Raw genomic sequence first — 24,300 nt, 5'->3', positions numbered from 1 at the left:
CTCTCTTGATTAATCGGTTCCCGGGCACGCTACCGCCCATCGCTATTCCTGGTGGTCAGGAGCCAAAGCGCATCAGGTCAGATTGCCGGATTGTGATCTCTTTGCTGAACGCCCGGATGCCGGATGCTCAGGAAAAAAGCGGACAGGAAACCTGTCCGCACAGGCTGTTAGCCTCATCATTCCTGTCGCAGGAGACGGTAGGTTTACCCTGTGACCGGAGTCAGCAAACGCTGTCAGTACGCCTGCGGCGCGAAGTATGACGGGGCATTACGCGGTAGCGCGTTCGTTCCAAGAGTCGGAATGAATGATGTTGCCGTCTTTGTAGGTCCAGGTGATTTTTTCGTAACGCAGCTCGATCTGCTCGAGGTGGTTATGCTTTTCAAACGACGGATCCTTGATGTCATGCATCAGCGGATTCACTTTCACCACCTTCACGTTCTCCAGTTTGGTGTTGAAGTACTCCACTTCCTGACCGGCATCGTTAATGCGGTACCATTTGAACTCCGCCGACTTCAGGGTCTGGCCGGTGGTGACCGCCTTGTACAGGTACGGGCTGGAGGCATCGATTTCCTTGGTAAACAGGAACGGCGTATGGATACGGGTGCCGGTCAGCTTGCCGGTGTTGTTATCGGTCGGGATGTACAGGTTATGTTCCTGCGCCACCACTTCGATGCTGCCGTCGCGATCTTGAACGTCCACCGACCCTTTGATGTCCGCGCCGCCGTCGTCTTTCAGCCAAAGATAAACAGGAATTGCCATTTCATTTTCTCCACTCGTTGTTATCAACGCCGTCACCTTCCAATGATGACGGCGGGGTTGCGTCCGGCAGCCGGCAGGCGTCCGCCTGCGGCACCAGACTGATTTCGACACGTCGGTTAAGCGCACGGCCTTCCGACGTATCGTTGTCGGCGACAGGGCGGCTTGCGCCGTAGCCCTGCACCGCAAAACAGCTTTCCGGCACGTCGCCGGTATCGCGCATCCAGTTGCGCACCGCCTCGGCGCGCTGCAGCGACAGCCGCTGGTTCAGCGGCGCCTTGCCGGTGTTGTCGGTATGGCCGCTGACCACAATCAGCCAGCCCGGTTTGGCCTTGATGCCCACCAGCGAATTGACCAGCATTTTGGTCGAGCCGGCTTTCAGCTCCGCCTTGCCGGAGTCAAACAGCGACATGCTGTCGAGGCGGACAATTTTCGGCACCGGCGCCTGCGGTTTGACTTCTGGCGGCGGTGGCGGGACATATGACCGAATGGCATCCAGCAGCGGTGCACGCAGGCGTTCGCCCCGATACAGCCCCAGCCCCAAACGCTGCGGTTCGCCGTTGCGCGCATAGTCGTCCAGCCGTGCGGCGTTCAGACGCAGCCTGGTTACCGCCTCCGCCTTCGGCCCGTAATCGTCCATAGCGATGCGGTGATAGTGGCGGATATCAAAAGCCAGGCGCTTGAGCAGCAGCGCGTTATTCCAGGCGCTGCCGCACAGCGCGACGGCCGCCGCCAGGGTAAAAATCGTCAGTCCGCTGCGCCATGCCCGCTGACGCGGCGTTAATCCCTCGCCCGCAGGCAGTAAAGGCAGAATAAAATCGGGCAGTGGCATGCGCACCGGCTCCGCGGCTGCCGCAGGCTGCCAGCCGTCGACCTGGCTTAGCGCCGTATGGCGGCGTAACCACTCGCCCCACAGCGATGCCGGCAGCGCGCCGTCAACCGACGGCCCCAGCCCCCATAAGACAGCCATCGGCGTAACGGCGGGCGCGTCCGGGTTTTCATGGGTAAATACCGCCGTCACAGACTGTTCAAACCACGCCATCAGGCTGTTGAGTACAATCTGCTGCCGCGCCGCCATCTCACCGCCGTTGTTCATCCAGGCGGCAACCGCAACGGGCGCCGACGATTCCCGCCATACGCGAACGGGCTCACCCGTCATTGCCGCCTGCCAGAGCGGCTCGGGCGACATGACGCAACCAGCCTGCGCATGCAGCACCAGCGGTATGGTATGGCGGGTCTGTTTGCGCAGTTGGCTTATCTGCCAGCGCAGCGCCAGCAAATGACTGGTCAGGCGTTCCGCATCGTTATGCCGCTGCGGGCACAGGGTAACCATCACCGCAAGCTGACGCCCCCAGGCCGGCCGCATCTGCAACAGCAGGCGGGCGGTCTGCAGCAGCTCCTGATGCGACTCAATCCGGATCCAGCAGCCTTCCGCCATCGTCAGCACCGCTGATGCTGCCGGCCATTGCCGGGGCAGATCGCCGCACACCAGCACCACCGGATGCCGCCAGCTCGCCTCGGGCAGATTCTCCAGCGAAGCGGCGATCTCCGGCGGCGAATGACGACGCGTCAGCCAGAGCGCCAACAGCAGGACGCCGCCGACCAGCAACGTCAGCAGGAGCGCGACCGGCCAGGAGACGGGTAAAAAGACCAGGCTCACGATCGCGGTCAGCAGTACGCACCACAGCGCCAGCCCCCGCCGTAGCGCGGAACTCATTGCACCGCTCCCGGCAGCAGCGTGGTCAGCAGCGTATCCAGCCAGTGGTCAAGCCCCCACCACAGTACGGCCAGCGCCAGCTGCGCGCAGCCGATGCGCACCGGCCAGGCGGCGAACCAGTCGCTCATCCTGCGGCCGCCTTTAACCCCGGCCAACACCGGCGCCGTCTGCGGATAGCCAAACGGCGGGACACGATCGTGCAGCGCCTGCAGCAGCTTCTCCCGCTCGGGATCGTTCAGCGAACGGTATCCGCCAAGGAACCCCAGCAGCATCACCCGGTGGAAACAGGTCAGCACCGCGCTGTCAGGCGCTGGCTCACGCAGCACATCGCGCATCCGGTCGCACAGCGTGTCGCCGGCATCGATGGTGCCGAGAAAATGCCCCTGCAGCGGCATGTCATACCACTGTACGCACGCATCATCCTGCACGCCGCGCCCTTTAACTGCCTCATCAATCAACGCGCACTGGGCATAGAGAATATGCCGGCGGCTGGCCTCGTCGCAGCCGGCCTCACGCAACGCCTGCTGCACCTGCTCCACGTCCGCCACGCAATGCTCCCACAGCACGCGGCCGTCCCCATCGTTAAACGCCGGTCCATGGCGCAGGCTGATGACCTGCAGCCAGCTGTTCTGCAACAGCGCATCGATGTCGCACTCTTGTTTTTCACTCATGTTCTCAGCACCGCAAACAGTTCAAGCTCAGGCTCGCCCAGCGTGCCCGGGACGTAAAACATACAGCTGCCGCTGGCCAGCATCTCCTGCGCTGCGGGATGAGCCAGATCGAGCGAGAAGTACTGGTTCTCCAGCCGCAACGGGATAGCCGCCGGCACATGACTCAGCGGTTTCAGCGGGATCCCCTGACGGGAGCTATTTACCAGGCTGGTCACATAATCGGGGCTGCCCACTTTGCACTGCCGCGGAAACTGCTCCTGCAGCTGCGCCGCCGGCAGTGGCGAACGCACGGAAAGGTAGTAATCCGCCCCTTCATGCAGACGCGGCTCCTGCAAGCGCGCCTGCCACTGGCGCAGCCGTTTGTCGTGCGTCAGCGCAATCGCCATCACCCGCGATGGCAGGCTGGCTTCCAGCAGCTCGCCGAGCAGCGCGAACAGCGGCGGAAACACCTCATTCAGCTGTTCATGCCGCCAGGCAGGAATGGCGCTGAGCTGATGATCCAGAGAAAAAGTCAGCAGGCTGCCGGCCAGGCGCGCCAGCTCCGGATAAAGTCGCTCCGGCGCGCTCTGTGGGAAATGCTGAAACTGCCCCAACACCGGTTCCGCGCTGTTCAGGGCATTGAGCAGCCAGAACAGCGAGACGTCCGCCACGGCAAAATCCGCCATGCGCTCGTTACTCTCCCGACGCATGGCCATCAGGCGGGTCAGACGGGCACGTAATTGCGTCATCAGCAGTTCCAGTTGGGTCATCAACCAGCGGCTGCCCCGCATCGCTAACAGCGGCGGCAGATACGCTTCGTCAATTACCCAGTTTCCCTGCGAATCCTGCAACAGGCGCGCCACCGGGCAGGTCAGGTAATCGCCGTTGTTCTGATGGGCGAAGCGCAGAGTAAGCTCCGCCTGCATCACGGCGATCTGGCGATCGTCATCACCATATTGGTTACGCACGTCACGCCAGCGCTGGCGGTAGCGCACCGGGCGCTCCGCCGTCTCATCGGGCTTCAGGCAATTGCCGCCATTGGCGCGCAGCAGCGGCAGAGCCAGCACCACCACCACGTCCTGACGTTCGCCGTCAAGCGTAAGCGCCGGCGGCAGCGGATCGGCATGCGCCGTGTCAACCAGCGTGCCGTCCTGAAAACGTACGTGTAAATGCTGGGCCTGCAGGCGGCCCAGCTTCAGCATATCCGCGTCGAATGCGGCCTCGAACACCCCCCATGGGTGATTCAGCCCCATCTGAGCAATACTTTCAGCGCTCCAGGCCGCATGCGCCGCCTGCTGTTGAAAATGCTGGGGCGAGATCATGATCCCCCGCCCCCATAGCGGCTGTTCAATCTTCACCGGTTAACCGCCTTATGCTTTCGCCTTCGGCATCTGGGATACCAGCGACAGGTTGACGTCCATCCCTTCCACCTGGAAGTGCGGCACCGCATACAACTTCACGCGGAAGAAGCCCGGGTTGTCTTCGATATCTTCCACCGCCACCCTGGCGTCGCGCAGCGGGTGCGAGGCCTGCAGCTCGTCGCCCGGATCGGTCATTTCGGTCACCAGGCTGCGCACCCAGGTGTTCAGCTCCAGCTCCAGCAGGCGGCGATCCTTGGTGGTGCCGATGTTTTCACGCTGGATCAGCTTCAGGTAGTGCGCGATGCGCGACAGCAGGAAGATGTACGGCAGACGCGCGTTGATGCGGCTGTTGGCGGTTGCGTCCGCGGTGTCGTACAGCGCCGGCTTCTGGGCGGAGTTGGCGGAGAAGAAGCACGCATAGTCGCGGTTTTTGTAGTACGACAGCGGGATAAAGCCCAGGTTGGCGAACTCAAACTCACGGGTTTCCGGGATCATCACTTCCGACGGGATTTTCACCTGGTTGCCGGTGCCGAGATCGTAGAGATGGATCGGCAGGCCCTGCACCGCGCCGCCCGCCTGCGGGCCGCGGATCTGCACGCACCAGCCGTTGTTGATAAAGCTGCGCACCATATTGGCGGCGAACGCGAAGGAGGCGTTGGTCCACAGGTATTTATCGTGGTCCGGGCCTTTGACCTCTTCCACATAGTTAAAGCTGCGCACCGGCACGGTGTCCGGGCCATACGGCAAGCGGCCCAGCACGCGCGGCATCACCAGGCCGATATAGCGCGCGTCATCAGTTTCGCGGAAGGCTTTCCATTTAATGTATTCGGCGCGGTCAAAGTAATTGCCGATATCCTTAATGGCGGCGACGTCTTCCATGTTGTCTTTCAGGAAGAACTTCGGCCCGGCGGAGCCGATAAACGGCATGTGCGCCGCGGCGGACACCTTGGAAATATTGCGCAGCAGCGCGATATCCTGCGCGGAGGCGTCGAACTCATAGGCGGAGATCAGCGCGCCGATCGGCTCGCAGCCCGGGGTGTCGTATTCGGCAACGTAGGTCTGCAGGTAGAGGCCGCTTTGCACGATTTCCGGCGCGTCCTCAAAATCCTGCCGCAGGTCGTCCTTCGACAGATCCAGCAGCTCGATTTTGACGTTCTGACGGAAATCGGTTTTGTCCACCAGCGACTTCATGCCGCGCCACAGGGATTCAACGCGTTGGAAATCCTCGTGGTGCATCACCGCGTCCAACTGGCGGCTGATCTGATGGTCCAGTTCGGCAATGTGGTGATCCAGCAGGGTCTTGTCGAGTTTTTCCACCTTGTCGCCCGACTGCTTCAGACGCTCCAGGAAGATCTGCATCGCGGCGGTGACGCGTTCGTCCGCCGTGGCGTCGGACATCGTCTGGTTATCCTGCCAGCTGTCCAGCGCGCTCAGCGACGCCACCGGGTTCAGGTTGATTTTTTCAAACAGGGAAGCATACACACCGCCCGCCTGCGGACACTCCAGCACCACGCTCTCGCCGCCGGCGGCATTCTCATTTTTTACAGACATCAGCATTTTCTCTCGTTAATCCGTTAAATATCGCGGCCGTTACGGCTGCGCCGGCGCCAGGGCGGACAGTTCATCGCGCAGTTCAGCGCTCAGGGCGGGATCCAGCAGAATTTTCTCCAGCTCTTTACGGAACGTCTGGTTGTCCAGCAGGTTGGCCTTCAGGTCGCGCAGCAGGTTGCGCATGGCCAGCATGGCTTTCAGCTGCGGGATCTGGCGGGCAACCTGTTCCGGGGTGAAATCGTTCATCTCGCGGAACGTCAGGCTGACGTTTTCCTCGCTGCCGTCGCCGGCCAGAGTGTTTTCCACCGCCAGGTTGACCGACGGAGAGAATTCGGCCAGTACGCTGTCAAAATTGTTTTTGTTAACGTTGATCTTCTCGCGCTCGGACAGCGGGCGTTGTTCACTGCCGTTGCTGTAATCCCCCACCACCATCAGCTTGAGGGGCAGTTCGACTTTTTTCTGGGCGCCGCCGGTATGCAGGTCCAGCTTGATATTGACGCGGGCCTTGGGGATCTCGGACTGGTATGAGTTAGACATTGGCTATCCCTGTTCTATGCAATAAATAGAAACGCTCAATGCCGTTGATGAATAAAAACAGAAAGGCTGAGTTGCCAATACGGCACATCCCTGTTCACGTCCTCCGACGTAAATAAATAACCGGGGTCACAGCAAGCGCTTTTATCCATTAGCGACATGACACGGTATCCTAGGTTTTTTCTGAAAAATAAAAATTCAGATAATTACCTATAGCTGGGAGTTTAAAAACGTTAATGGCATGATTGAAAATCAATATATGTAACAAAATATTTCTTTTTTTACCATCACAAAAAAAATGAAGCATCGAGTTGATTTACAAGAAAAATCCTAACGATACCCACCAAAGCCCTGTGGGATAAGGGCGCACATAAAACGATCGGCGAATCCTAATCTCATAGATTGATCAAAATACGCCTAATAAAAAAGAAATGTCCTAAGGTTTATTTTTTATTAAAAATGAGACGTCTGTCGCCATTCAGCCATGCGCGATCAACAAAAAGAAATGGCGTGCATTTAAATACCGGAGAGTTGTGCGGCGTTATTTAACAGGATTAATCACTTTGGATACACAGCAGGCTTATTATTGCCGTGCGATACGCTTAACTCTGCCCGAAATGACCATGCCATTTCAGGCCGGTTAACGTCAGGAGGATGGAAACGGCGGACTTCGCCAAAGGAAGTGTTACGACGTGAGGAACGGACAGAGGTACAAGAGGGAATGAATACGCGGTATGAAACGTCGCAGTGCAGATGCGCCCTACAGACTTATACCGCCGCCCATAACGAAAAACCCCGGGCTTATCGCTAAGCCCGGGGTTCATAATATGGCGGAGGAGCAGAGATTCGAACTCTGGAACGGTTGCCCGTCGACGGTTTTCAAGACCGTTGCCTTCAGCCACTCGGCCACCCCTCCGTAATGAGGCGAACTATAAACACAGCGCGTGGGCTTGTAAAGACCACGGCCGTTCAACCGCGCGAAAAACCAGCACGGCCGCGCCACTCGCCGAATAAAGCAGCAAATCGCACGCCATTGCGCCAATGATACTAAGGGTAAAGATTGGTAAACAAACTTTAATCAAGCGCTTGCGCTCTCTATCATCGTAACTAATTTTGTGATGACCTGATAAGAGAGATCATTCTATGGACCGCACTGTCGTCTCATCCTCGCGCGATTCGCTGCTCAGCACCCACAAGGTGTTGCGCAATACCTATTTCCTGCTTTCCCTGACGCTGGGCTTCTCCGCACTGACCGCTACCGCCAGCACCATGCTGGGGCTGCCGGCGCCGGGGCTGCTGCTGATGCTGGTCGGTTTCTACGGCCTGATGTTCCTGACCCACAAGCTGGCCAACAGCCCGGCGGGCATCCTGGCCGCCTTCGCACTGACCGGCTTTATGGGCTATACCCTCGGCCCGATCCTCAGCTCGTTCCTGAATGCTGGCGCCGGCGACCTGATTATGCTGGCGCTGGGCGGCACCGCGCTGGTGTTCTTCTGCTGCTCGGCCTACGTGCTGACCACCCGTAAGGATATGTCATTCCTGTCCGGGATGATGATGGCGGGCTTTGTGGTGCTGCTGGTGGCGGTGATCGCCAACCTGTTCCTGCAGATCCCTGCCCTGCACCTGGCAATCAGCGCGCTGTTTATTCTGTTCTCCGCCGGTGCCATCCTGTGGGAAACCAGCAACATTATCCACGGCGGCGAAACCAACTACATCCGCGCCACCGTTGGCCTGTATGTCTCGCTGTACAACATGTTTATCAGCCTGCTGAGCATTCTGGGCTTCGCCCGCAGCAACTGATTTATCACCGGCAGGATGATGATGAAAGCCCCCGCCCACGCGGGGGCTTTTTTGCGTTTAACGGCCGGCGTCAGGCGCTAATCGCCAGCTTAATCACGCCGTCGCGTTTTTCCGCAAACAGCCCATAGGCGTCAACGATCTCATCAAGCGAGAAACGATGGGTGATGAGCGGCGTCAAGTCCAGACCGCCATGCTGTACCACGCTCATCATTCTGCGCATCCGCTCTTTACCGCCGGGGCACAGCGCGGTGCGAATGGTGTGGTCTCCCAATCCGTTAGCGACAGCGCTAACCGGTAATTGCAAATCCTCGCTGTATACGCCGAGGCTGGAAAGCGTGCCGCCCGGTTTCAGTACCCGCAGCGCCTGATTAAAGGTGTGCTGCGTGCCCAAGCACTCGATGCTGGCGTCCACGCCGCGTCCACCGGTGATCTTCATGATCTCATCCACCACGTCGACCTGTTTGTAATTGAGCAGCACGTTGGCTCCCATCCGGCCGGCCATCGCCAGCTTCTCCGGCGCGCTGCTGACGGCGATCACCAGACTGGCACCGCGCAGACGCGCGCCAGCGGTCGCACATAGACCGATCGGCCCCTGAGCAAACACAGCCACCACATCGCCAATCTTGATGCCGGCGTTTTCCGCCCCCTTAAAGCCGGTGGGCATCACATCCGGGCACATCAGCACCTGTTCATCGGACAGGCCGTCGGGGATTGGCGCCAGGTTCGCTTCGGCATCCGGCACCAGCACGTACTCCGCTTGAGTGCCATCAATCACATTACCAAAACGCCAACCAGCGGCGGCCTTATAACCATGGCAGCCGCAACCGGACAGATGAGAGCCGTCCTGCGCGGGGTAGCCGTCCTGGCAGGCATAAGAGGTGAACGAGGGGCAAATGGCGCCGGCCAGCGCCCGCTGTCCTTCCCGGTACCCCTTAACGTTACTGCCCAGCTTTTCAATAATGCCGACCGGCTCATGGCCCACGGTCAGCATCCTGGATACCGGGTACTCCCCTTTCAGAATATGAATATCCGTGCCGCAAATGGTGGTGGTGGTAATCTTCAGCAACGCATCATTGGGGCCGGGGGCTGGAATCGGCTTATCAACAAGCTCAATACGCCCTTTTTCAATAAATGCGGCGGCTTTCATCATACTCATATCAGCGTCCTTAATACTCTGGTTGATGAGGCGAAACTCGGGGCATAAATGCCCCATCAGAGTGTAGTCAACGCCGTCGACGGATGCCGTCTCCCTGCGCCAGCAGCCTGGTGTTTGCCGCCGCTAAAATTTGTTAGACTGCGCAACGTGATCAGTTACCCGTTATTGAGGCAGTATGTTGGAGTTTGAAGGTCAGATTATTGATACCGATGCGCAGGGCTACCTGAAAAACAGCGCCGACTGGCATGAAAGCCTGGCACCGCTGTTGGCGGCGCAGGAAGAGATTGTCCTGACGGACGCCCATTGGGAAGTGGTGCGTTTTGTGCGTAATTTTTATCAGGAATTTAATACCTCACCGGCAATCCGCATGCTGGTGAAAGCCATGGCGCAGAAGTACGGTGAAGAAAAAGGCAACAGCCGCTATTTATACCGCTTATTCCCGAAAGGCCCGGCCAAACAGGCAACCAAGATCGCCGGTCTGCCCAAGCCGGTCAAATGTATCTAAGCCGCCGACGCTCAATAGCGAATCGTAAATCCCTGTAGGGCCTGCGCGCCCCTTGGCTCCACCAGCACGCGATCAACGCGCGCGCTGCGTGGGCCGCCCTGCTGCAGCCAGTCGATCAGCGCCTCAACCTGCTGCGCTTCCCCGCACGCCAACACTTCCACGCTGCCGTCATCCAGGTTGCGCGCATAGCCGTTCAGGCCCAACGCCGTCGCCTTAATCTGCGTGTTGTAACGAAAACCCACGCCCTGCACCAGGCCGTAGACATAGGCCACCTTACACATCTGCGCCATCACCGCCCCCTCTTTATTGCCACTCCACCACGCCGTTTCCTGCCGCCGACGACGGAATACCACAACGCAGTCGGATTATTTTAACAAATCACGTAAACTAGCCCGACGTGATGGCCGCTGCGCCATCCAGTGGACACCCATCCCACATCGGCGGCCGAGGTCCTCACCCGCCGATGATGATGGTGTCATTTTGACTGATAATGACCAATCCGTCGTCATCCACCGTATTGAAAGAGTAATTATAATGCGCCTGTTTCTCGCTAAAGGACGTGAAAAGTCCTTGCTTCGTCGTCATCCCTGGGTCTTCTCCGGCGCGGTCCAACGCATCGAAGGCAAACCGCTTTCCGGCGAAACCATTGATATCCACGACTGTCAGGGAAAATGGCTGGCCCGCGGCGCCTATTCGCCGGAGTCGCAAATCCGCGCGCGCGTCTGGACCTTCCAACAGGATGAGGCGATTGATAGCGCGTTCTTTATCCGCCGCTTACAGCAGGCGCAAAGCTGGCGTGACTGGGTCGCCAAACGCGACGGCCTGAACGGCTACCGCCTGATCGCCGGCGAATCTGACGGCATGCCGGGCATTACCATTGACCGCTTCCAGAATTTCCTGGTGCTGCAGCTGCTGTCTGCCGGCGCTGAACATCAACGCGCGGCGCTGATTACCGCCCTGCAGCACTGCTACCCGGAATGTGCGATTTACGATCGCTCCGACGTGGCGGTGCGTAAAAAAGAGGGCCTGCCGCTGACGCAGGGCCCGGTGCTGGGCGAGCTGCCGCCGGCGCTGTTGCCGATTACCGAGCACGGCATGCAGCTGCTGGTCGATATTCAGCAGGGGCACAAAACCGGTTTCTATCTCGATCAGCGTGACAGCCGCCTGGCGGCGCGTAATTTTGCCGCCGGTCGCCGCGTGCTGAACTGCTTCTCCTATACCGGCGCTTTCGCCGTCTCGGCCCTGATGGGCGGCTGCAGCCAGGTGATCAGCGTTGATACCTCGCAGGCGGCGCTGGACGTGGCCCGCCAGAACGTTGAACTCAACCGGCTGGATGTCAGCAAGGCCGAGTTCGTGCGGGACGATGTGTTCCAGCTGCTGCGCAACTATCGCAATCAGGGGGAGAAGTTCGACCTGATCATTATGGATCCGCCGAAGTTCGTCGAAAATAAAAACCAGCTGGCCAGCGCCTGTCGGGGCTATAAAGATATCAATATGCTGGCGCTGCAGCTGCTCAATCCCGGCGGGATCTTGCTGAGCTTCTCCTGCTCCGGGCTGATGGCGACCGATTTGTTCCAAAAAATCCTGGCCGACGCCGCTGTCGATGCCGGTTGTGATATACAATTTATAGAGCAGTATCGGCAGGCCGCCGATCACCCGGTAATCGCCACCTATCCGGAAGGGTTGTATCTGAAAGGGTTTGCGTGTCGGGTGATGTAACTTGAAATAGGCCGTTTTGCCCCCATATCCAAGGTATGCAAAGGATCGGGCAAAAAACTGTTTCTCAGGAGGTCACCATGATTGCCAGTAAATTCGGTATCGGACAACAGGTTCGTCATAAACTGCTGGGGTATCTGGGCGTCGTGATTGATATCGACCCGGAATACTCTTTGGAACAGCCCCAGGCTGACGAAATCGCCGCCAACGATGATTTACGTTCCGCACCGTGGTACCACGTCGTGATGGAAGACGAAGAGGGCCAGCCGGTGCATACCTATCTGGCAGAGGCGCAACTGGCCGGGGAAGAGCAAGATGCACACCCGGAACAGCCGTCGCTCGATGAACTGGCGGAGTCCATCCGCAGCCAGCTGCAGGCTCCTCGTCTGCGCAACTGAGCATCACGTCTGAGAAACCCGCAGGGCCCGACGCTACGCCGGGCCCTGCGCTTTTTATCGCTCCAGCCCCAGACGCGGGATTTCGATTTTCGGGCAGCGATCCATCACCACCTTGAGTCCGGCAGCCTGTGCCAGCTCTTCCGCCTGGCTATTAATCACGCCAATCTGCAGCCAAAGCACCTTGGCGCCGATGGCGATCGCCTCCTGCGCTACGCCGTAGGCCGCTTCCGAATGACGAAAAACATCGACCATATCAATGGAATGGGGAATGTCATCCAGACTGGCGTACACCTGCTGACCCAGCAGCGTCTGTCCGGCCAGCTTCGGGCTGACCGGCGTCACCTGATAGCCCTGCGACAGCAGGTAGGCCATCACGCCATAGCTCGCGCGCGCGGGCTTATCGCTGGCGCCGACCAGCGCAATAGTTTTCACCTGCCGCAGCACCTCGGCAATTTCACGATCGTCCATCTCGCTCTCCTGATTATTGGCGGGTAATACCTGCCGTTTAGTCTATACCCAAACGCGCCCTCTGGCAGGCAATAAACCTGCGTCGGTAAGTCTCGGATAAAAATAACAAACGCTGCAACCCTGCAGCATTTTTGCGGTCTGAAGGAATCAACCGCCCGGCGACGGCTGATTGTATGTCGAATAATTAATAAAGATGACAAAATGTAAACCGTAACGGTTGATGGAAAAGTTTTGACACATAGTGTCTGCTCCCCAACAATAGAAAGCATGCCTGCAGATAAGGAGATAACGAATGAAATTTGGTCTGGTGGTTACGGGATTGCTCGGCGTGTGTCTGAGCCTGCCTGCCGTAGCTACGACCCTGAAACTCTCCCCGGATATCGAACTGTTGGTCGTTGACGGCAAGCAGATGACCGGCTCGCTGTTAAAAGGCGCTGACAGTCTCGAATTAAACGGCGGGCAGCATCAACTTCTGTTTAAAGTCAGTAAACCCCTGCACGCAGCAACTCAGCCGCCCGCATTATACACCTCGCCGCTGATGCTGGTGGCATTCAACACGCATAACGTCAGTACGGTGGCGATCCAGCTCCCCCCGATCGACAGCCAGCAGGATGGCCAGCGCTTTGAGCAGCAGCAAAACTATCAGGTGATCGATAAACAGGGGAAAGCATTGCCGGCAAAACGCGACATTCTGCGCCTTCCCCCACCGTATGCCCATGAGCTGCTGGAGAAAACCGTCGCCGCCTATAACCGCCAGCCGCGTCCGGCCGCCGTTCCGGCCTTTGCGCGCCAGAGCGCCGACGATCGGGAAAACCTATCCGGCGGTAAACCCTGGCATACGCCATAATGCCCTCGACAGCGGGCCAAAAGCCGGCGGATATCACTTAATGATGATTTTCAATGCGTAAACGCTAGGCAGAAAAACGCGGTTTCAGTAATCTGCTGAGTATGAATCGGTAAGCCAAGGATATTGCAATGGAAGTGACTACCCGCACGATTGCGGAACGTAAACATATCGCCCTGGTGGCGCACGATCACCGTAAACAGGATTTGCTGCACTGGGTTGAAGAGCATAAAACGGCGCTGGCCCAGCACCAGCTGTACGCCACCGGCACCACCGGCAATCTGATCCAGCGCGCCAGCGGTATTCCGGTACAAAGTATGCTAAGCGGCCCGATGGGCGGCGATCAGCAGGTCGGCGCGCTGATCTCGGAAGGCAAGATCGATATGCTGATTTTCTTCTGGGACCCGCTCAATGCCGTGCCGCATGACCCCGACGTCAAAGCGCTGCTGCGTCTGGCGACGGTGTGGAACATTCCGGTGGCCACCAACCGCGCCACCGCCGATTTCCTGATTGGCTCCCCCCTGTTCACACAGGCCGTGGACATCACCATTCCCGACTATCAGCGCTATCTGCAAGCACGCCTGAAATAACCGCCGATGCCGGGCCGGCTGCCGCAGCCCGGCGATTATGGTTTTTTCTGCAGCGGCACGCCCAACTCATGCAGCTGTTCGACAAATACCGACGGCCGTTCGCGATCCTGCAGCAACCACACCTGATGTTTGGCGCGCGTCAGCGCCACATACAGCAACCGCCGCTCTTCCGCATCCGGGAAATCTTCCGGCTGCGGCAGCAGCACGTCTTCCAGCACCGATTCGCGCGCTACCGCCGGGAAACCGTCGTTGCCGTCATGCAGTCCGACGATAATGACATACTCCGCCTGCTGCCCCTTGCTGGCATGGATGGTCATAAAGTCGAGATTCAGCTTCGGCCAGCGGGTGGCAGCCTTCTGCAACAGCTCCGGCTTTAAGTGGTGGTAACGCGCCAGCAGCAAGATGCGTTCGTCGGGTTTAGCGTAACCGCTGAGCTTATCCAGCAGATTCTCCAACTGCTCCTGCGGCAGAATCGCCACCGACTTCTTGTTGCCTTTGCTCAGGCTGTTAAGCGGCTTTTTCAGCTGATGCGGGTTCTGTTGCACAAAACGGTTGGCAATATCGCCGATGCGTTCGTTGAAGCGATAGGTGGTATCCAGCGCGCACTGCGCCCCGGCGCCGAAGTTCTCGGCAAACGCGGTGGTCAGGCTGAGCTCCGCCCCGCTGAAACGATAAATAGCCTGCCAGTCGTCGCCGACGGCAAACAGGCAGGTCTGGGTATTCTGCTTGCGCAATGCGGCCAGCAGCTGCGCGCGCTGCGGTGAAATATCCTGGAACTCGTCCACCAGAATATGTTTCCAGGGGCTGACAAAGCGCCCTTTTTCCAGAATGTTGACCGCCTGATGAATCAGACCGGAGAAGTCGACCGCCCCCTCCTCCTTCAGCGCGCTTTTCCACGCCTTCAGCAGCGGCGCCATCAGCCGGATACGTTTGGAGAACAGATCGCGGCTCTCGTCATCCGCCTGCTCAATCATCTCCGCCTGGCTGCCGCCGTGCATGCGCATCAGGCCCAGCCAGCGCTCCAGACGCCCCGCCAGGCGCGACGCCAGCCGCCGATCCTGCCAGAAGTCCCCTTCGGGCACTTCCCACGCCAGCTCATCCGTCAGCCACTGACGCCAGCCTTTCGCCTGCGCCTTTTTCTCGGCGCACTGCTGCTGCCAGTTGGCAATCAGTAAGTCACGCCGGGCCTTGCTGTCGGTTTCCAGCTTACTGATGACGGGAACTTTACGGCTGCCCTGCTGGATAATCTGCAGCGCCAGCGCGTGAAAGGTTTTCGCCTGAATCGCGCTGACGCCCAGGCGTTCTTCTATCCGCTGGTTCATCTCTTCGGCCGCCTGCCGGCCGAACGCCAGCAGCAGGATCTGTTCCGGCGCCGCCTCCTGCCGGCGCAGCAGCCATCCGGCGCGCGCCACCAGCACGGACGTTTTACCGCTGCCGGCGCCGGCCAGCACCAGCACCGAGTCTTCACCATTGACCACCGCCCGGCTTTGCGAATCGTTCAGCGGCGAGGTTTCTACCGTCCGGAAGAAATCGTCATGCTCCGCCAGCATCCGCTCCGTCCACTGCCGGTTGCGCTCGGCGACGCTGTGCGGCCCGTGCTGCAGCCACTGCAGGCAGAGGCGGTAATCATCGCGGCAGTTGTCAAAACTTTCCAGACGTGCCGCCGGCATCGGCAATGCGCCGAAGGCGTCGCGGATCTGCTGCTGCAGCTTGCCCAGCGCCGACCGCTTGAACCATTTGTCCTGCTGCTCAATGCTCCGGATGTTTTCCACCTGCTGCTGCAGCACGCCGGTGCTGATCTCGCTCATTTCGGCGCTCCAGCGCTGCCACGCCTGCAGCATATAATGGTAGAAACGCTGTGTTTCCTGCCATTCGGTGCCGTGCAGACGCACCACTTTTTCGTCCGGCAGTTCGAACTCCAGTTCACCCCAGACGATGCCGCGCTTACAGCGGACCTCGATCAGCTGATTGAACGGAATCAGGTATTCATGCTTTTCACCGCTGACCTCAACGCCGGCATGCAACAGTCGTACTCTGTTATAAGGATGCTGAGCCAGGTGTTTTCCCAGCGATGTCGCTTTAAGTTCCATATCGGCGTGCCATGACTCTATTGAGATTGGAGAGTTGCCAGTTTACCTGCGATAAGCAGTGGCACTCTAGCGCTAAAAAAAGGGTAGAATAGTTTCTACGTTTTGATAGCAAACGCAACCGCCCTGCGGTTTGACCATGATTAGAGCAGAGTCCCAACTATGCGTACTGTACTGAATATTCTGAATTTTGTGTTAGGCGGTTTTTTCACGACCCTGGCGTGGCTGTTTGCCACCCTGGTCAGTATCGTCTTAATCTTTACCCTGCCGTTAACTCGCTCCTGCTGGGAAATCACCAAACTCTCCTTCCTGCCTTACGGCAATGAAGCAATCAGCGTCAACGAACTGTACCCGGAAAAAAGCAATGCCCTGCTTTCTGCCGGCGGTTCGCTGCTCAATGTGTTCTGGCTGATCTTCTTCGGCTGGTGGCTGTGCCTGTCGCACATTGCCGCCGGCATCACCCAGTGCATCAGCATTATCGGCATCCCGGTAGGTATCGCCAACTTTAAAATCGCCGCCATTGCGCTGTGGCCGGTCGGACGCCGGGTGGTTTCCGTCGAAATGGCTCAGCAGGCCAGAAGTGAAAATGCGCGTCGCCAATACCAACAACGTTAACTTTTTCTCCGTCTGAGGAGTTTTTTGTGCTTGCTTTTGCACCGGCGCTGCGTCGTTATGCCTACAACAGCAGTCTGCTTTACAACCTGCGTATTTTTATCGCTCTGGTCGGCACCACCGCCGTTCCCTGGTGGCTGGGCGTTGCTAAGCTCACCATTCCGCTGACGCTGGGGGTGGTCGCCGCCGCCCTCACCGATCTGGATGACCGGCTCGCCGGCAGGCTGCGTAATCTGCTGATTACGCTGGTCTGCTTCTTTATTGCTTCCGCGTCGATCGAACTGCTGTTCCCCTACCCGTGGCTGTTTATCCTGGGCCTGGCGCTGTCTACCTGCGGCTTTATTCTGCTGGGCGCCCTGGGTCAGCGCTATGCCACCATCGCGTTTGGCGCGCTGCTGATTGCGGTGTACGCCATGCTCGGCACCTCGATGTATGACGTCTGGTATCAGCAACCGATTCTGCTGATCGTCGGCGCGGTCTGGTATAATTTGCTGACGCTGATCGGCCACCTGCTGTTCCCTATCCGCCCGCTGCAGGAGAACCTGGCGCGTTGCTACCAGCAACTGGCCAATTATCTGGACGCCAAGGCCAATCTGTTCGACCCGGACGCCGAAAAGGACGCCGACCTGCCGTGGATGGATGTCGCCATGGCCAACAGCAGCCTGGTCAGCACGCTGAACCAGACTAAAATGTCGCTGCTGACCCGCCTGAAAGGCGATCGCGGCCAGCGCGGCACCCGCCGCACCCTGCATTACTACTTTGTCGCGCAGGACATCCATGAACGCGCCAGCTCTTCACACGTGCAGTATCAGGCGTTGAGCAAACAGTTCCGCCACAGCGATATTCTGTTCCGCTTCCAGCGGTTGCTCAGTAAACAGGCCCGCGCCTGCCAACAGCTGGCGCAGTCAATCCTGCTACGGCAGAAATATCAGCACAACAGCCGCTTTGAACCGGCGTTTACCCGTATCGAAGAGGCGCTGGCGCGCATCGCCGTCAATGCGGATAACCGCGAGCTGACCAAGGCGTTGTCCCATCTGCTGAAAAACCTGCGGGCGATTGATGCTCAACTGGCAAATATTGAATCGGAACAGGCGCTGGCCAACGGTCAGGAAGAAGAGAACAGCCTGTCAGACGACCGGCTCACCGGCTGGAGCGATATCCGCCTGCGCATCAGCCGCCACCTGACGCCGCAATCGGCGCTGTTCCGCCATGCCATCCGCATGTCGGTAGTGCTGTGCATCGGCTATGCGTTTATTCAACTGACCGGCATGCGGCACGGTTACTGGATCCTGCTCACCAGCCTGTTTGTCTGCCAGCCTAACTACAACGCCACCCGCCGGCGGCTGGCGCTGCGGATTATCGGCACCCTGGCGGGCATTCTGATCGGCCTGCCGATCCTGTACTTCGTCCCGTCGACCGAAGGCCAGCTGGTGTTGATCGTGATCAGCGGCGTGCTGTTCTTCGCCTTCCGTACGGTGCAGTACGCTCACGCCACCATGTTTATCACCCTGCTGGTGCTGCTGTGCTTCAACCTGCTGGGTGAGGGTTTCGAAGTCGCCGCCCCGCGCGTTTACGACACGCTGCTGGGCTGCGCCATCGCCTGGGCGGCCGTGACCTTTATCTGGCCGGACTGGCGCTTCCGTCAGCTTTCCGCCGTCGTCAGCAAAACGCTGGATGCCGACTGTCGCTACCTGGACGCCATTTTGGTGCAGTATCACGAAGGGAAGAATAACGGCCTGCCTTACCGTATCGCCCGCCGCGACGCCCATAACAGCGATGCGGAACTGGCGTCAGTAATTTCAAATATGTCTGCCGACCCCAAAGCCGATAAGACGACGCAGGAAGCAGCATTCCGGCTGCTGTGCCTCAACCATACGCTGCTGAGTTACATTTCGGCATTGGGGGCTCATCGCGAACGGCTGACCAATATCGACGTGTTCAACGTGCTGAACGACGCCGTTTGCTACGTAGACGGCGCGTTGCAACACGACGCGGCCGATGCTCAGCGCATTAATCTGGCTCTGGAAAAACTGTCCGCGCGCATCGCGCAACTGACGCCAGAGCCAGAAAGCAAAGAGCAGTTAGTTCTGCAGCAAATAGGGCTGGTTGTAGAGCTGCTGCCGGAGCTGACGTCGTTAAACGCGCAGATTGGGCAATCACAATGAGCCTGTAGACAGATAAGGCGCGTTAAAGCGGTTAACGCGCCTTACTACGGCAATTGTTGATTAAACCAGGCGCTCAGTTCTCCGCGAATCTCATCGGGCAACGCGGCGTGATGGTAGCCGGCAATCGCGCCGGCCAACGACAGCAGCGCCTTCAATCCCAGGTTTTTTTGCTGCAGCATCAGTTTCTGAAAAGAGCCCTTGGCCCCCTGCAGACGCAGATCATACACGTCGCGGATCCCCACCCGCCACAGTAACCTCTCCAGGCCAGCGTCGATATTGGGCAATCCCTTCAACCGCCGGCTGCCGCGGCTGCGGCTCTGTATCTCTTTGTTCGCCTCGCGCTTTGCCTGCCAGGCCAGCGCAAACAGCACCTGCGGTTCGCCCCACAGCTGATGGTCCACCCAGTAATAGCGCATAATGATCGGCACGCCACGCTTTGAGTACACCATGTTGACCATGCCGCGTGCGCGAAACTCCGATTCCAGACTCTTTGTGGCACGCAAATACATTTCGCCGTCGGCAACAACGGCGAACATCACGCCGTCTGCCAGTAATCCATAACCGCCGAACTGTGAACGGGTAGTAATAGTGCCCAATGTGCCAAAACAGGCTTTTGCCTGTGCGACTCTTGCTATTGTTCTTCCATGCATAACGTTCTCCTCTGTGGATTCTCAGTCAATCATAATTAAAATCAATAAGATAAAACTTACGAGAACACGTAATAGAAAAATACGCATTAATGTCTGCACTGCCAATCACAATTCAGATATGTACAAAAAACGTTCACAATTATGCGAGGCGTGACGAAAAATTGGCTTGATCTCGGGAGATATTGCGGATACTGTATATGCATACAGTACAACTACAGGCGGGATATCACATGCGTACTCAATCACTTCACAAAGCCCATCGCAGCCATAACGCGTTTACCCTGAACGGTACGCCGGACGCTTCTGCGGGCAGCGCCAGCGAAAATGGCCTGATCGGTGAATTTGTTTACAACGAGCATCAGCCCGCGGTCACTCAGCTTCTATTATTACCGCTGTTACAGCAGTTAGCCACCCAGTCTCGCTGGCTGTTATGGCTAACGCCGCAGCAAAAACTCAGCAAGCTGTGGCTGCAACGCTCTGGCCTGCCTGCAGATAAAGTCGTACAATTAAGCCAAATCAGCCCGATCAATACGGTCGATGCGATGGAAAAAGCGTTGCTGACGGGGAACTACAGCGCCGTTCTCGGCTGGTTGCCCGAGCTAACCGCGGAAGATCGTCTAAAATTACAGCGGGCGGCAGAACAGGGTCATGCTTACGGTTTTATTATGCGTCCTCAGCGTGACACAATCCCGGCTCAGGGACAGTTTCCGACCCTAAAAATTCACTCTTCTTTGTATCATTAAGTAAATTTAGGATTTTTCCCATCATTTTTATCCCCCGAAAACGGAACCTTTGGGGGATCATGGACAAAGCGAGAGCAGCCGCGGTTCCACGCCCCCAGTCGAACAAAAAATCGGCTAAAAATACGCCTGAATTTGTTAGCAAATATGACTATTTCTGCGTTTTTTTTTAGAGCTTTATCACATCACACTTGTAACTTTCGCGCCACGTTGTAGACTTTACATCGCCAAGGTTGCTCTATAACGCCAGTAAAAAACTGGAGAGTAACAAACGAGGGCACAAACCTTGGCGAAGGAATTTAACCAAGGGCTTAAAAATCAGCTTTAAAGCTCATTGCCTATTTGGATGATAACGAGGCGCAAAATGAAAAAGACAGCTATCGCATTAGCAGTGGCACTGGCCGGTTTCGCTACCGTAGCGCAAGCCGCCCCAAAAGATAACACCTGGTACACCGGTGCTAAACTGGGCTGGTCCCAGTATCATGACGTAGGTTTCTATGGCAACGGCTACACCGGTACCGGTAACGGCCCAATCCATGAAAACCAATTGGGTGCTGGTGCGTTCCTGGGTTACCAGGCGAACCAATACCTGGGCTTCGAGCTGGGCTATGACTGGCTGGGCCGTATGCCTTACAAAGGCAGCGTAAACAACGGTGCTTTCAAGGCGCAGGGCGTTCAGCTGGCAGCTAAACTGAGCTACCCAATCGCTGACGACCTGGACATCTACACCCGTCTGGGTGGTATGGTATGGCGTGCAGATTCCAAAGCTAACTTTGGCAATGGCACCCGCATCAGCAACCACGACACCGGCGTTTCTCCGCTGGCTGCAATTGGTGTTGAATACGCACTGACCAAAAACTGGGCTACCCGCCTGGATTATCAGTTCGTTAGCAACATCGGCGACGCAGGCACCGTGGGCGCGCGTCCAGACAACACCATGCTGAGCCTGGGCGTTTCTTACCGTTTCGGTCAGGACGAAGCTGCTCCAGCACCAGCGCCAGCTCCAGCGCCAGTTGTTGAAACCAAGCGTTTCACCCTGAAGTCTGACGTTCTGTTCAACTTCGGCAAAGCTACTCTGAAACCAGAAGGCCAGCAGGCTCTGGATCAGCTGTACTCCCAGCTGAGCTCTATGGATCCTAAAGACGGTTCCGTAGTTGTTCTGGGCTACACTGACCCAGTTGGTAAAGATGCAGCCAACCAGCGTCTGTCTGAAAACCGCGCTCGCAGCGTAGTTGACTACCTGGTTTCTAAAGGCATCCCTGCAGACAAAATCTCTGCACGTGGCATGGGCGAAGCTAACCAAGTTACCGATAGCTGCGGTTACAAAAACGGCCGTGCTACCAAAGCACAGATCGAGTGCCTGGCACCGAACCGCCGTGTAGAAATCGAAGTTAAAGGCGTTAAAGACGTTGTAACTCAGCCTCAGGCTTAAGTTACCGCTTCTTAATAAAAAACCCCGCGCTGCGGGGTTTTTTTTCGCCTTCTGCCCATTGCCGCCATAAAAAACCGGCGCGCGGCCGGCTTTATCATGGGCTGCCCATCCCTACTCTTCGTCTTTGCCCAGAATCGCTTGCAGATCTTGTTTCAGCGATGACATCTGGCTGGCGTATTTCTCTTTACGCTCAGCATCTTCAATCAGCTGCACCACCGTTTCCGACAGCGTCACACCGCGACGACGGGCTAACGCCGCCAGCCGCTGCCACACTAAAAACTCCAGATCGATGGATTTTTTACGCGTATGCTGGTGCTCGGAGTTAAAATGGCGTTTACGCCTGGCGCGAATGGTCTGTTTCATCCGGTTATCAAGCGCAGGGTTCATATGGGCATGAATCCATGCCAGAACTTTAACCGGTTCATTTTCCAATTTTAGCAGCTCGTCAACCGCATCCTGCGCAGCGCTGTTTTCAATGTAGCGGGTGATAAGTTCCCCTTCCCGGTGCTTCTTCACCAGGTATTTCCATTTCCAACCGCTCTCCAGATTTTCCAGTTGCTGATATTTCATCGTGAGCTCTTCAGTGACCGCGTAACTTCAATAAGCATAACAGCTTTACGCCGAATTTCCCCGGCAATTAAAACCTCTGACAGACTGTTTTTTGCACAGTCGTCGCCCGATGTCAAACTCCCGGACATCAAGCGGCACTCCACTGTATCAAGCTGACGTTATTCTTGTATAATCGCTGTTTCACTTTTTGATAACTGCATCTAACACTTTGACCAATAACCGACTTGAATGGCAATCCTTGTTGCCTGCCGTTGCGCCTTATCAGGCGATATTCGATTCTGCTGCTCAGTTGGCGCCCGTCACCTTTGCTGCGCTGCAGCCCCGGCTGGATAATGCCCTGACGTTATTCTGCCACCCACGTTCTCAACCCCGTTTTATGCTGCTTAAGGCGCAGGAAAACCGCGAATATCTGGCATTAATTGCGAATGCGGTCACACAGCGTCAGCCGCAGCAGCCTGGCTGCACCGGCAGCCATTACACCGTGCACAACGGTCAGGTTCAGGTTGAGCCGGCCAGCCAGGGCGATGAGCCGTTTGCCGCCGCCGGCGCCTGCATTTTCCAAGAATGGGTTGAACCTGAACAGCTGTTTGGCTGTGTACGCCAGCTGCAGGGCAACGTTACGCTGGCGCCGGGGTTAATACACCGCGCCAACGGCGGCGTGCTGATTCTCTCCGCACGCACCTTGCTGGCACAGCCTCTGATGTGGCTGCGCCTGAAGCAGATGATCGAACAGCGCCAATTCCAGTGGTTCTCCCCGGATGAAACGCGCCCGCTGCCGGTCACCATCCCGCCGATGCCTCTGGAGCTACGACTGATTGTGGTGGGCGACCGCCTTGGGCTGGCCGACTTCCACGAGATGGAGCCGGAAATCAGCGAGCTGGCGATGTATGGCGAGTACGAAGAAGAACTGCAGCTCGCCGACGATGAAGATATGGCGCTATGGTGCGGCCATGTGAATACCCTGGCGGCCGAACGCCAGTTGCCGGCGCTGGCAGCCGACGCCTGGCCCCCGCTGCTGACGCAGGCGGTGCGCTACAGCGGTGACCGCGCCAGCCTGCCGCTCTCACCAACCTGGCTGGGCCAACAGCTGTCCGAGGCGTCGCTCTATGCCGAAGAAGGCCAGATTACCGCCAAGGCGCTGGACGCCGCCCTGACCACCCGCCAATGGCGCGAAGGCTACCTGACGGAGCGAATGCAGGATGATATCGAACTCGGCCAGATTCTGATCCAGACCGAAGGTGAAGTCGTCGGCCAGATTAACGGCCTGTCGGTGCTGGATTATCCCGGTCATCCGGGCAGCGTCGGCGAGCCTTCCCGCATCAGCTGCGTGGTGCACCTCGGCGACGGAGAATTTACCGACGTCGAACGCAAAGCAGAGCTGGGCGGCAATCTGCACGCCAAAGGCATGATGATTATGCAGGCGTTTTTGATTTCCGAACTGGAATTGGATCAACAGCTGCCGTTTTCCGCCTCAATGGTGTTTGAGCAATCGTATGGTGAAGTCGACGGCGACAGCGCCACGCTGGCCGAACTGTGCGTACTGATCAGCGCCCTGTCGCAACAGCCGATCAACCAGCAGATTGCCGTCACCGGCTCCGTCGACCAATTTGGTAACGTACAGCCCATTGGCGGCGTTAACGAAAAAATCGAAGGATTCTTCGAGGTCTGCCAGCGCCGGGGCCTGACGGGCCAGCAGGGCGTTATTTTGCCGGCGACCAACGTACGCCATCTGTGTCTGCGCCAGGACGTGGTCGATGCGGTGCGTGAAGGACAATTCCATCTGTGGGCGGTGGACAGCGTGGCGGAAACCTTGCCATTATTAACGGGTTGCCTCTATACCGATGAACAGCAACCTAACCTGCTGTCGGCGATTCAGGAACGGATAGCGCAGGTGAACCCGCAGGAACGGCAACGTCCATGGTGCTTACGCTGGCTTAACTGGTTTAACCACGGCTGATCGGACTTGTTCAGCGTACACGTGTTCGCTAATCTTCGTCC

General features: G+C 57.7%; 23 protein-coding genes and 1 tRNA gene. 11 read left to right on the top strand and 13 right to left on the bottom strand.

Features of this window, described 5'->3' with window-relative positions; all coding sequences use genetic code 11:
- Nucleotides 1–267: 267 nt before the first annotated feature.
- The 7 genes from hcp to D781_RS08055 form a co-directional block, all read right to left on the bottom strand.
- Nucleotides 268–759, bottom strand: a complete 492-nt coding sequence (hcp, locus tag D781_RS08085; protein WP_015671822.1) for a type VI secretion system effector Hcp — start codon at nucleotides 757–759, stop codon at nucleotides 268–270.
- Between the two features lies 1 nt (nucleotide 760).
- Nucleotides 761–2,473 carry an OmpA family protein gene (locus D781_RS08080; RefSeq protein WP_015671821.1) on the bottom strand — a complete coding sequence of 571 codons (1,713 nt, stop codon included), beginning with the start codon at nucleotides 2,471–2,473 and terminating at the stop codon, nucleotides 761–763.
- Nucleotides 2,470–3,144: a type VI secretion system protein TssL, short form gene (gene tssL, locus D781_RS08075; protein WP_015671820.1), complete on the bottom strand. Its 675-nt coding sequence runs from the start codon at nucleotides 3,142–3,144 to the stop codon at nucleotides 2,470–2,472. Before tssL ends, D781_RS08080 begins: the two co-directional genes overlap by 4 nt.
- Complete coding sequence (gene tssK, locus D781_RS08070) at nucleotides 3,141–4,481, bottom strand: type VI secretion system baseplate subunit TssK (protein WP_015671819.1); 1,341 nt, start codon at nucleotides 4,479–4,481, stop codon at nucleotides 3,141–3,143. The genes tssL and tssK overlap by 4 nt, the downstream gene beginning before the upstream one ends.
- A 12-nt stretch (nucleotides 4,482–4,493) precedes the next feature.
- On the bottom strand, nucleotides 4,494–6,041 hold the full coding sequence (gene tssC / locus D781_RS08065) for a type VI secretion system contractile sheath large subunit (protein ID WP_015671818.1): 1,548 nt from the start codon (nucleotides 6,039–6,041) through the stop codon (nucleotides 4,494–4,496).
- 33 nt (nucleotides 6,042–6,074) lie between these two features.
- Nucleotides 6,075–6,572 (bottom strand): type VI secretion system contractile sheath small subunit, encoded by a 498-nt coding sequence (tssB, locus tag D781_RS08060; protein ID WP_015671817.1) that lies wholly within the window; start codon nucleotides 6,570–6,572, stop codon nucleotides 6,075–6,077.
- A gap of 825 nt (nucleotides 6,573–7,397) precedes the next feature.
- Nucleotides 7,398–7,485 (bottom strand) — tRNA-Ser (locus D781_RS08055).
- A gap of 227 nt (nucleotides 7,486–7,712) precedes the next feature.
- Between D781_RS08055 and yccA the strand changes: the two genes are divergently transcribed.
- Entirely contained in the window at nucleotides 7,713–8,369 is a 657-nt protein-coding gene (gene yccA, locus D781_RS08050; RefSeq protein ID WP_015671816.1) for an FtsH protease modulator YccA, read from the top strand.
- Nucleotides 8,370–8,439: 70 nt separating this feature from the next.
- On the opposite strand, the gene D781_RS08045 is transcribed toward yccA, so the two are convergent.
- Nucleotides 8,440–9,525 (bottom strand): NAD(P)-dependent alcohol dehydrogenase, encoded by a 1,086-nt coding sequence (locus D781_RS08045; protein WP_015671815.1) that lies wholly within the window; start codon nucleotides 9,523–9,525, stop codon nucleotides 8,440–8,442.
- Between the two features lie 175 nt (nucleotides 9,526–9,700).
- Here D781_RS08045 and tusE point away from each other — a divergent pair, with 175 nt between their 5' ends.
- Nucleotides 9,701–10,030, top strand: a complete 330-nt coding sequence (tusE, locus tag D781_RS08040) for a sulfurtransferase TusE (protein WP_015671814.1) — start codon at nucleotides 9,701–9,703, stop codon at nucleotides 10,028–10,030.
- A gap of 11 nt (nucleotides 10,031–10,041) precedes the next feature.
- On the opposite strand, the gene yccX is transcribed toward tusE, so the two are convergent.
- Nucleotides 10,042–10,320 carry an acylphosphatase gene (gene yccX / locus D781_RS08035; protein ID WP_015671813.1) on the bottom strand — a complete coding sequence of 93 codons (279 nt, stop codon included), beginning with the start codon at nucleotides 10,318–10,320 and terminating at the stop codon, nucleotides 10,042–10,044.
- Nucleotides 10,321–10,558: 238 nt separating this feature from the next.
- Between yccX and rlmI the strand changes: the two genes are divergently transcribed.
- Together rlmI and hspQ are read left to right on the top strand one after the other, a co-directional pair.
- Nucleotides 10,559–11,749 (top strand): 23S rRNA (cytosine(1962)-C(5))-methyltransferase RlmI, encoded by a 1,191-nt coding sequence (rlmI, locus tag D781_RS08030; RefSeq protein ID WP_199557154.1) that lies wholly within the window; start codon nucleotides 10,559–10,561, stop codon nucleotides 11,747–11,749.
- Between the two features lie 77 nt (nucleotides 11,750–11,826).
- Nucleotides 11,827–12,144 (top strand): heat shock protein HspQ, encoded by a 318-nt coding sequence (gene hspQ, locus D781_RS08025; RefSeq protein ID WP_015671811.1) that lies wholly within the window; start codon nucleotides 11,827–11,829, stop codon nucleotides 12,142–12,144.
- A gap of 54 nt (nucleotides 12,145–12,198) precedes the next feature.
- Here hspQ and D781_RS08020 read toward each other — a convergent pair whose 3' ends face one another.
- Nucleotides 12,199–12,612: a CoA-binding protein gene (locus D781_RS08020; protein WP_015671810.1), complete on the bottom strand. Its 414-nt coding sequence runs from the start codon at nucleotides 12,610–12,612 to the stop codon at nucleotides 12,199–12,201.
- A gap of 292 nt (nucleotides 12,613–12,904) precedes the next feature.
- Between D781_RS08020 and D781_RS08015 the strand changes: the two genes are divergently transcribed.
- Entirely contained in the window at nucleotides 12,905–13,459 is a 555-nt protein-coding gene (locus tag D781_RS08015; protein WP_015671808.1) for a DUF2057 family protein, read from the top strand.
- Nucleotides 13,460–13,587: 128 nt separating this feature from the next.
- The gene (locus D781_RS08010; RefSeq protein ID WP_015671807.1) at nucleotides 13,588–14,046 is read left to right on the top strand and encodes a methylglyoxal synthase; all 459 of its coding nucleotides are present in this window, start codon (nucleotides 13,588–13,590) and stop codon (nucleotides 14,044–14,046) included.
- 35 nt (nucleotides 14,047–14,081) lie between these two features.
- Here the strand turns inward: D781_RS08010 and helD are convergent, their stop codons facing one another.
- Nucleotides 14,082–16,136, bottom strand: a complete 2,055-nt coding sequence (gene helD / locus D781_RS08005; protein WP_015671806.1) for a DNA helicase IV — start codon at nucleotides 16,134–16,136, stop codon at nucleotides 14,082–14,084.
- A 159-nt stretch (nucleotides 16,137–16,295) separates the two neighbouring features.
- On the opposite strand from helD, the gene D781_RS08000 reads away from it, so the two are divergent.
- Both D781_RS08000 and yccS read left to right on the top strand, forming a co-directional pair.
- A complete protein-coding gene (locus tag D781_RS08000) occupies nucleotides 16,296–16,748 on the top strand; it encodes a YccF domain-containing protein (protein WP_015671805.1) in 453 nt (150 codons plus the stop codon).
- Between the two features lie 26 nt (nucleotides 16,749–16,774).
- A complete protein-coding gene (gene yccS, locus D781_RS07995) occupies nucleotides 16,775–18,910 on the top strand; it encodes a YccS family putative transporter (protein ID WP_015671804.1) in 2,136 nt (711 codons plus the stop codon).
- 44 nt (nucleotides 18,911–18,954) lie between these two features.
- Here the strand turns inward: yccS and D781_RS07990 are convergent, their stop codons facing one another.
- Entirely contained in the window at nucleotides 18,955–19,560 is a 606-nt protein-coding gene (locus tag D781_RS07990) for a TfoX/Sxy family DNA transformation protein (protein ID WP_015671803.1), read from the bottom strand.
- 230 nt (nucleotides 19,561–19,790) lie between these two features.
- Here D781_RS07990 and sulA point away from each other — a divergent pair, with 230 nt between their 5' ends.
- A complete protein-coding gene (gene sulA, locus D781_RS07985; RefSeq protein WP_015671802.1) occupies nucleotides 19,791–20,303 on the top strand; it encodes an SOS-induced cell division inhibitor SulA in 513 nt (170 codons plus the stop codon).
- Between the two features lie 361 nt (nucleotides 20,304–20,664).
- A complete protein-coding gene (ompA, locus tag D781_RS07980; RefSeq protein WP_015671801.1) occupies nucleotides 20,665–21,732 on the top strand; it encodes a porin OmpA in 1,068 nt (355 codons plus the stop codon).
- A gap of 111 nt (nucleotides 21,733–21,843) precedes the next feature.
- On the opposite strand, the gene matP is transcribed toward ompA, so the two are convergent.
- On the bottom strand, nucleotides 21,844–22,302 hold the full coding sequence (gene matP / locus D781_RS07975; RefSeq protein ID WP_015671800.1) for a macrodomain Ter protein MatP: 459 nt from the start codon (nucleotides 22,300–22,302) through the stop codon (nucleotides 21,844–21,846).
- A 208-nt stretch (nucleotides 22,303–22,510) separates the two neighbouring features.
- On the opposite strand from matP, the gene D781_RS07970 reads away from it, so the two are divergent.
- The gene (locus D781_RS07970; RefSeq protein WP_071823823.1) at nucleotides 22,511–24,259 is read left to right on the top strand and encodes a Lon protease family protein; all 1,749 of its coding nucleotides are present in this window, start codon (nucleotides 22,511–22,513) and stop codon (nucleotides 24,257–24,259) included.
- Nucleotides 24,260–24,300: the final 41 nt, after the last annotated feature.

It is taken from the genome of Serratia sp. FGI94 (assembly GCF_000330865.1).
Lineage (GTDB): Bacteria > Pseudomonadota > Gammaproteobacteria > Enterobacterales > Enterobacteriaceae > Serratia_B > Serratia_B rubidaea.
Note: the sequence above shows the minus strand (reverse complement) of the source record. Positions and strands in the feature narration are given on the sequence as shown.

Excerpts from the sequence above, each read along its gene's own strand:
- D781_RS07990 (WP_015671803.1), bottom strand. The coding sequence starts at position 19,560 with ATGCATGGAAGAACAATAGCAAGAGTCGCACAGGCAAAAGCCTGTTTT.
- matP (WP_015671800.1), bottom strand. The coding sequence starts at position 22,302 with ATGAAATATCAGCAACTGGAAAATCTGGAGAGCGGTTGGAAATGGAAA.
- hcp (WP_015671822.1), bottom strand. The coding sequence starts at position 759 with ATGGCAATTCCTGTTTATCTTTGGCTGAAAGACGACGGCGGCGCGGAC.
- D781_RS08000 (WP_015671805.1), top strand. The coding sequence starts at position 16,296 with ATGCGTACTGTACTGAATATTCTGAATTTTGTGTTAGGCGGTTTTTTC.
- tssC (WP_015671818.1), bottom strand. The coding sequence starts at position 6,041 with ATGCTGATGTCTGTAAAAAATGAGAATGCCGCCGGCGGCGAGAGCGTG.
- tusE (WP_015671814.1), top strand. The coding sequence starts at position 9,701 with ATGTTGGAGTTTGAAGGTCAGATTATTGATACCGATGCGCAGGGCTAC.
- hspQ (WP_015671811.1), top strand. The coding sequence starts at position 11,827 with ATGATTGCCAGTAAATTCGGTATCGGACAACAGGTTCGTCATAAACTG.
- tssL (WP_015671820.1), bottom strand. The coding sequence starts at position 3,144 with ATGAGTGAAAAACAAGAGTGCGACATCGATGCGCTGTTGCAGAACAGC.
- sulA (WP_015671802.1), top strand. The coding sequence starts at position 19,791 with ATGCGTACTCAATCACTTCACAAAGCCCATCGCAGCCATAACGCGTTT.
- yccX (WP_015671813.1), bottom strand. The coding sequence starts at position 10,320 with ATGGCGCAGATGTGTAAGGTGGCCTATGTCTACGGCCTGGTGCAGGGC.
- D781_RS08080 (WP_015671821.1), bottom strand. The coding sequence starts at position 2,473 with ATGAGTTCCGCGCTACGGCGGGGGCTGGCGCTGTGGTGCGTACTGCTG.
- tssB (WP_015671817.1), bottom strand. The coding sequence starts at position 6,572 with ATGTCTAACTCATACCAGTCCGAGATCCCCAAGGCCCGCGTCAATATC.
- D781_RS08020 (WP_015671810.1), bottom strand. The coding sequence starts at position 12,612 with ATGGACGATCGTGAAATTGCCGAGGTGCTGCGGCAGGTGAAAACTATT.
- yccA (WP_015671816.1), top strand. The coding sequence starts at position 7,713 with ATGGACCGCACTGTCGTCTCATCCTCGCGCGATTCGCTGCTCAGCACC.
- D781_RS08010 (WP_015671807.1), top strand. The coding sequence starts at position 13,588 with ATGGAAGTGACTACCCGCACGATTGCGGAACGTAAACATATCGCCCTG.
- D781_RS08045 (WP_015671815.1), bottom strand. The coding sequence starts at position 9,525 with ATGAGTATGATGAAAGCCGCCGCATTTATTGAAAAAGGGCGTATTGAG.
- D781_RS08015 (WP_015671808.1), top strand. The coding sequence starts at position 12,905 with ATGAAATTTGGTCTGGTGGTTACGGGATTGCTCGGCGTGTGTCTGAGC.
- ompA (WP_015671801.1), top strand. The coding sequence starts at position 20,665 with ATGAAAAAGACAGCTATCGCATTAGCAGTGGCACTGGCCGGTTTCGCT.
- helD (WP_015671806.1), bottom strand. The coding sequence starts at position 16,136 with ATGGAACTTAAAGCGACATCGCTGGGAAAACACCTGGCTCAGCATCCT.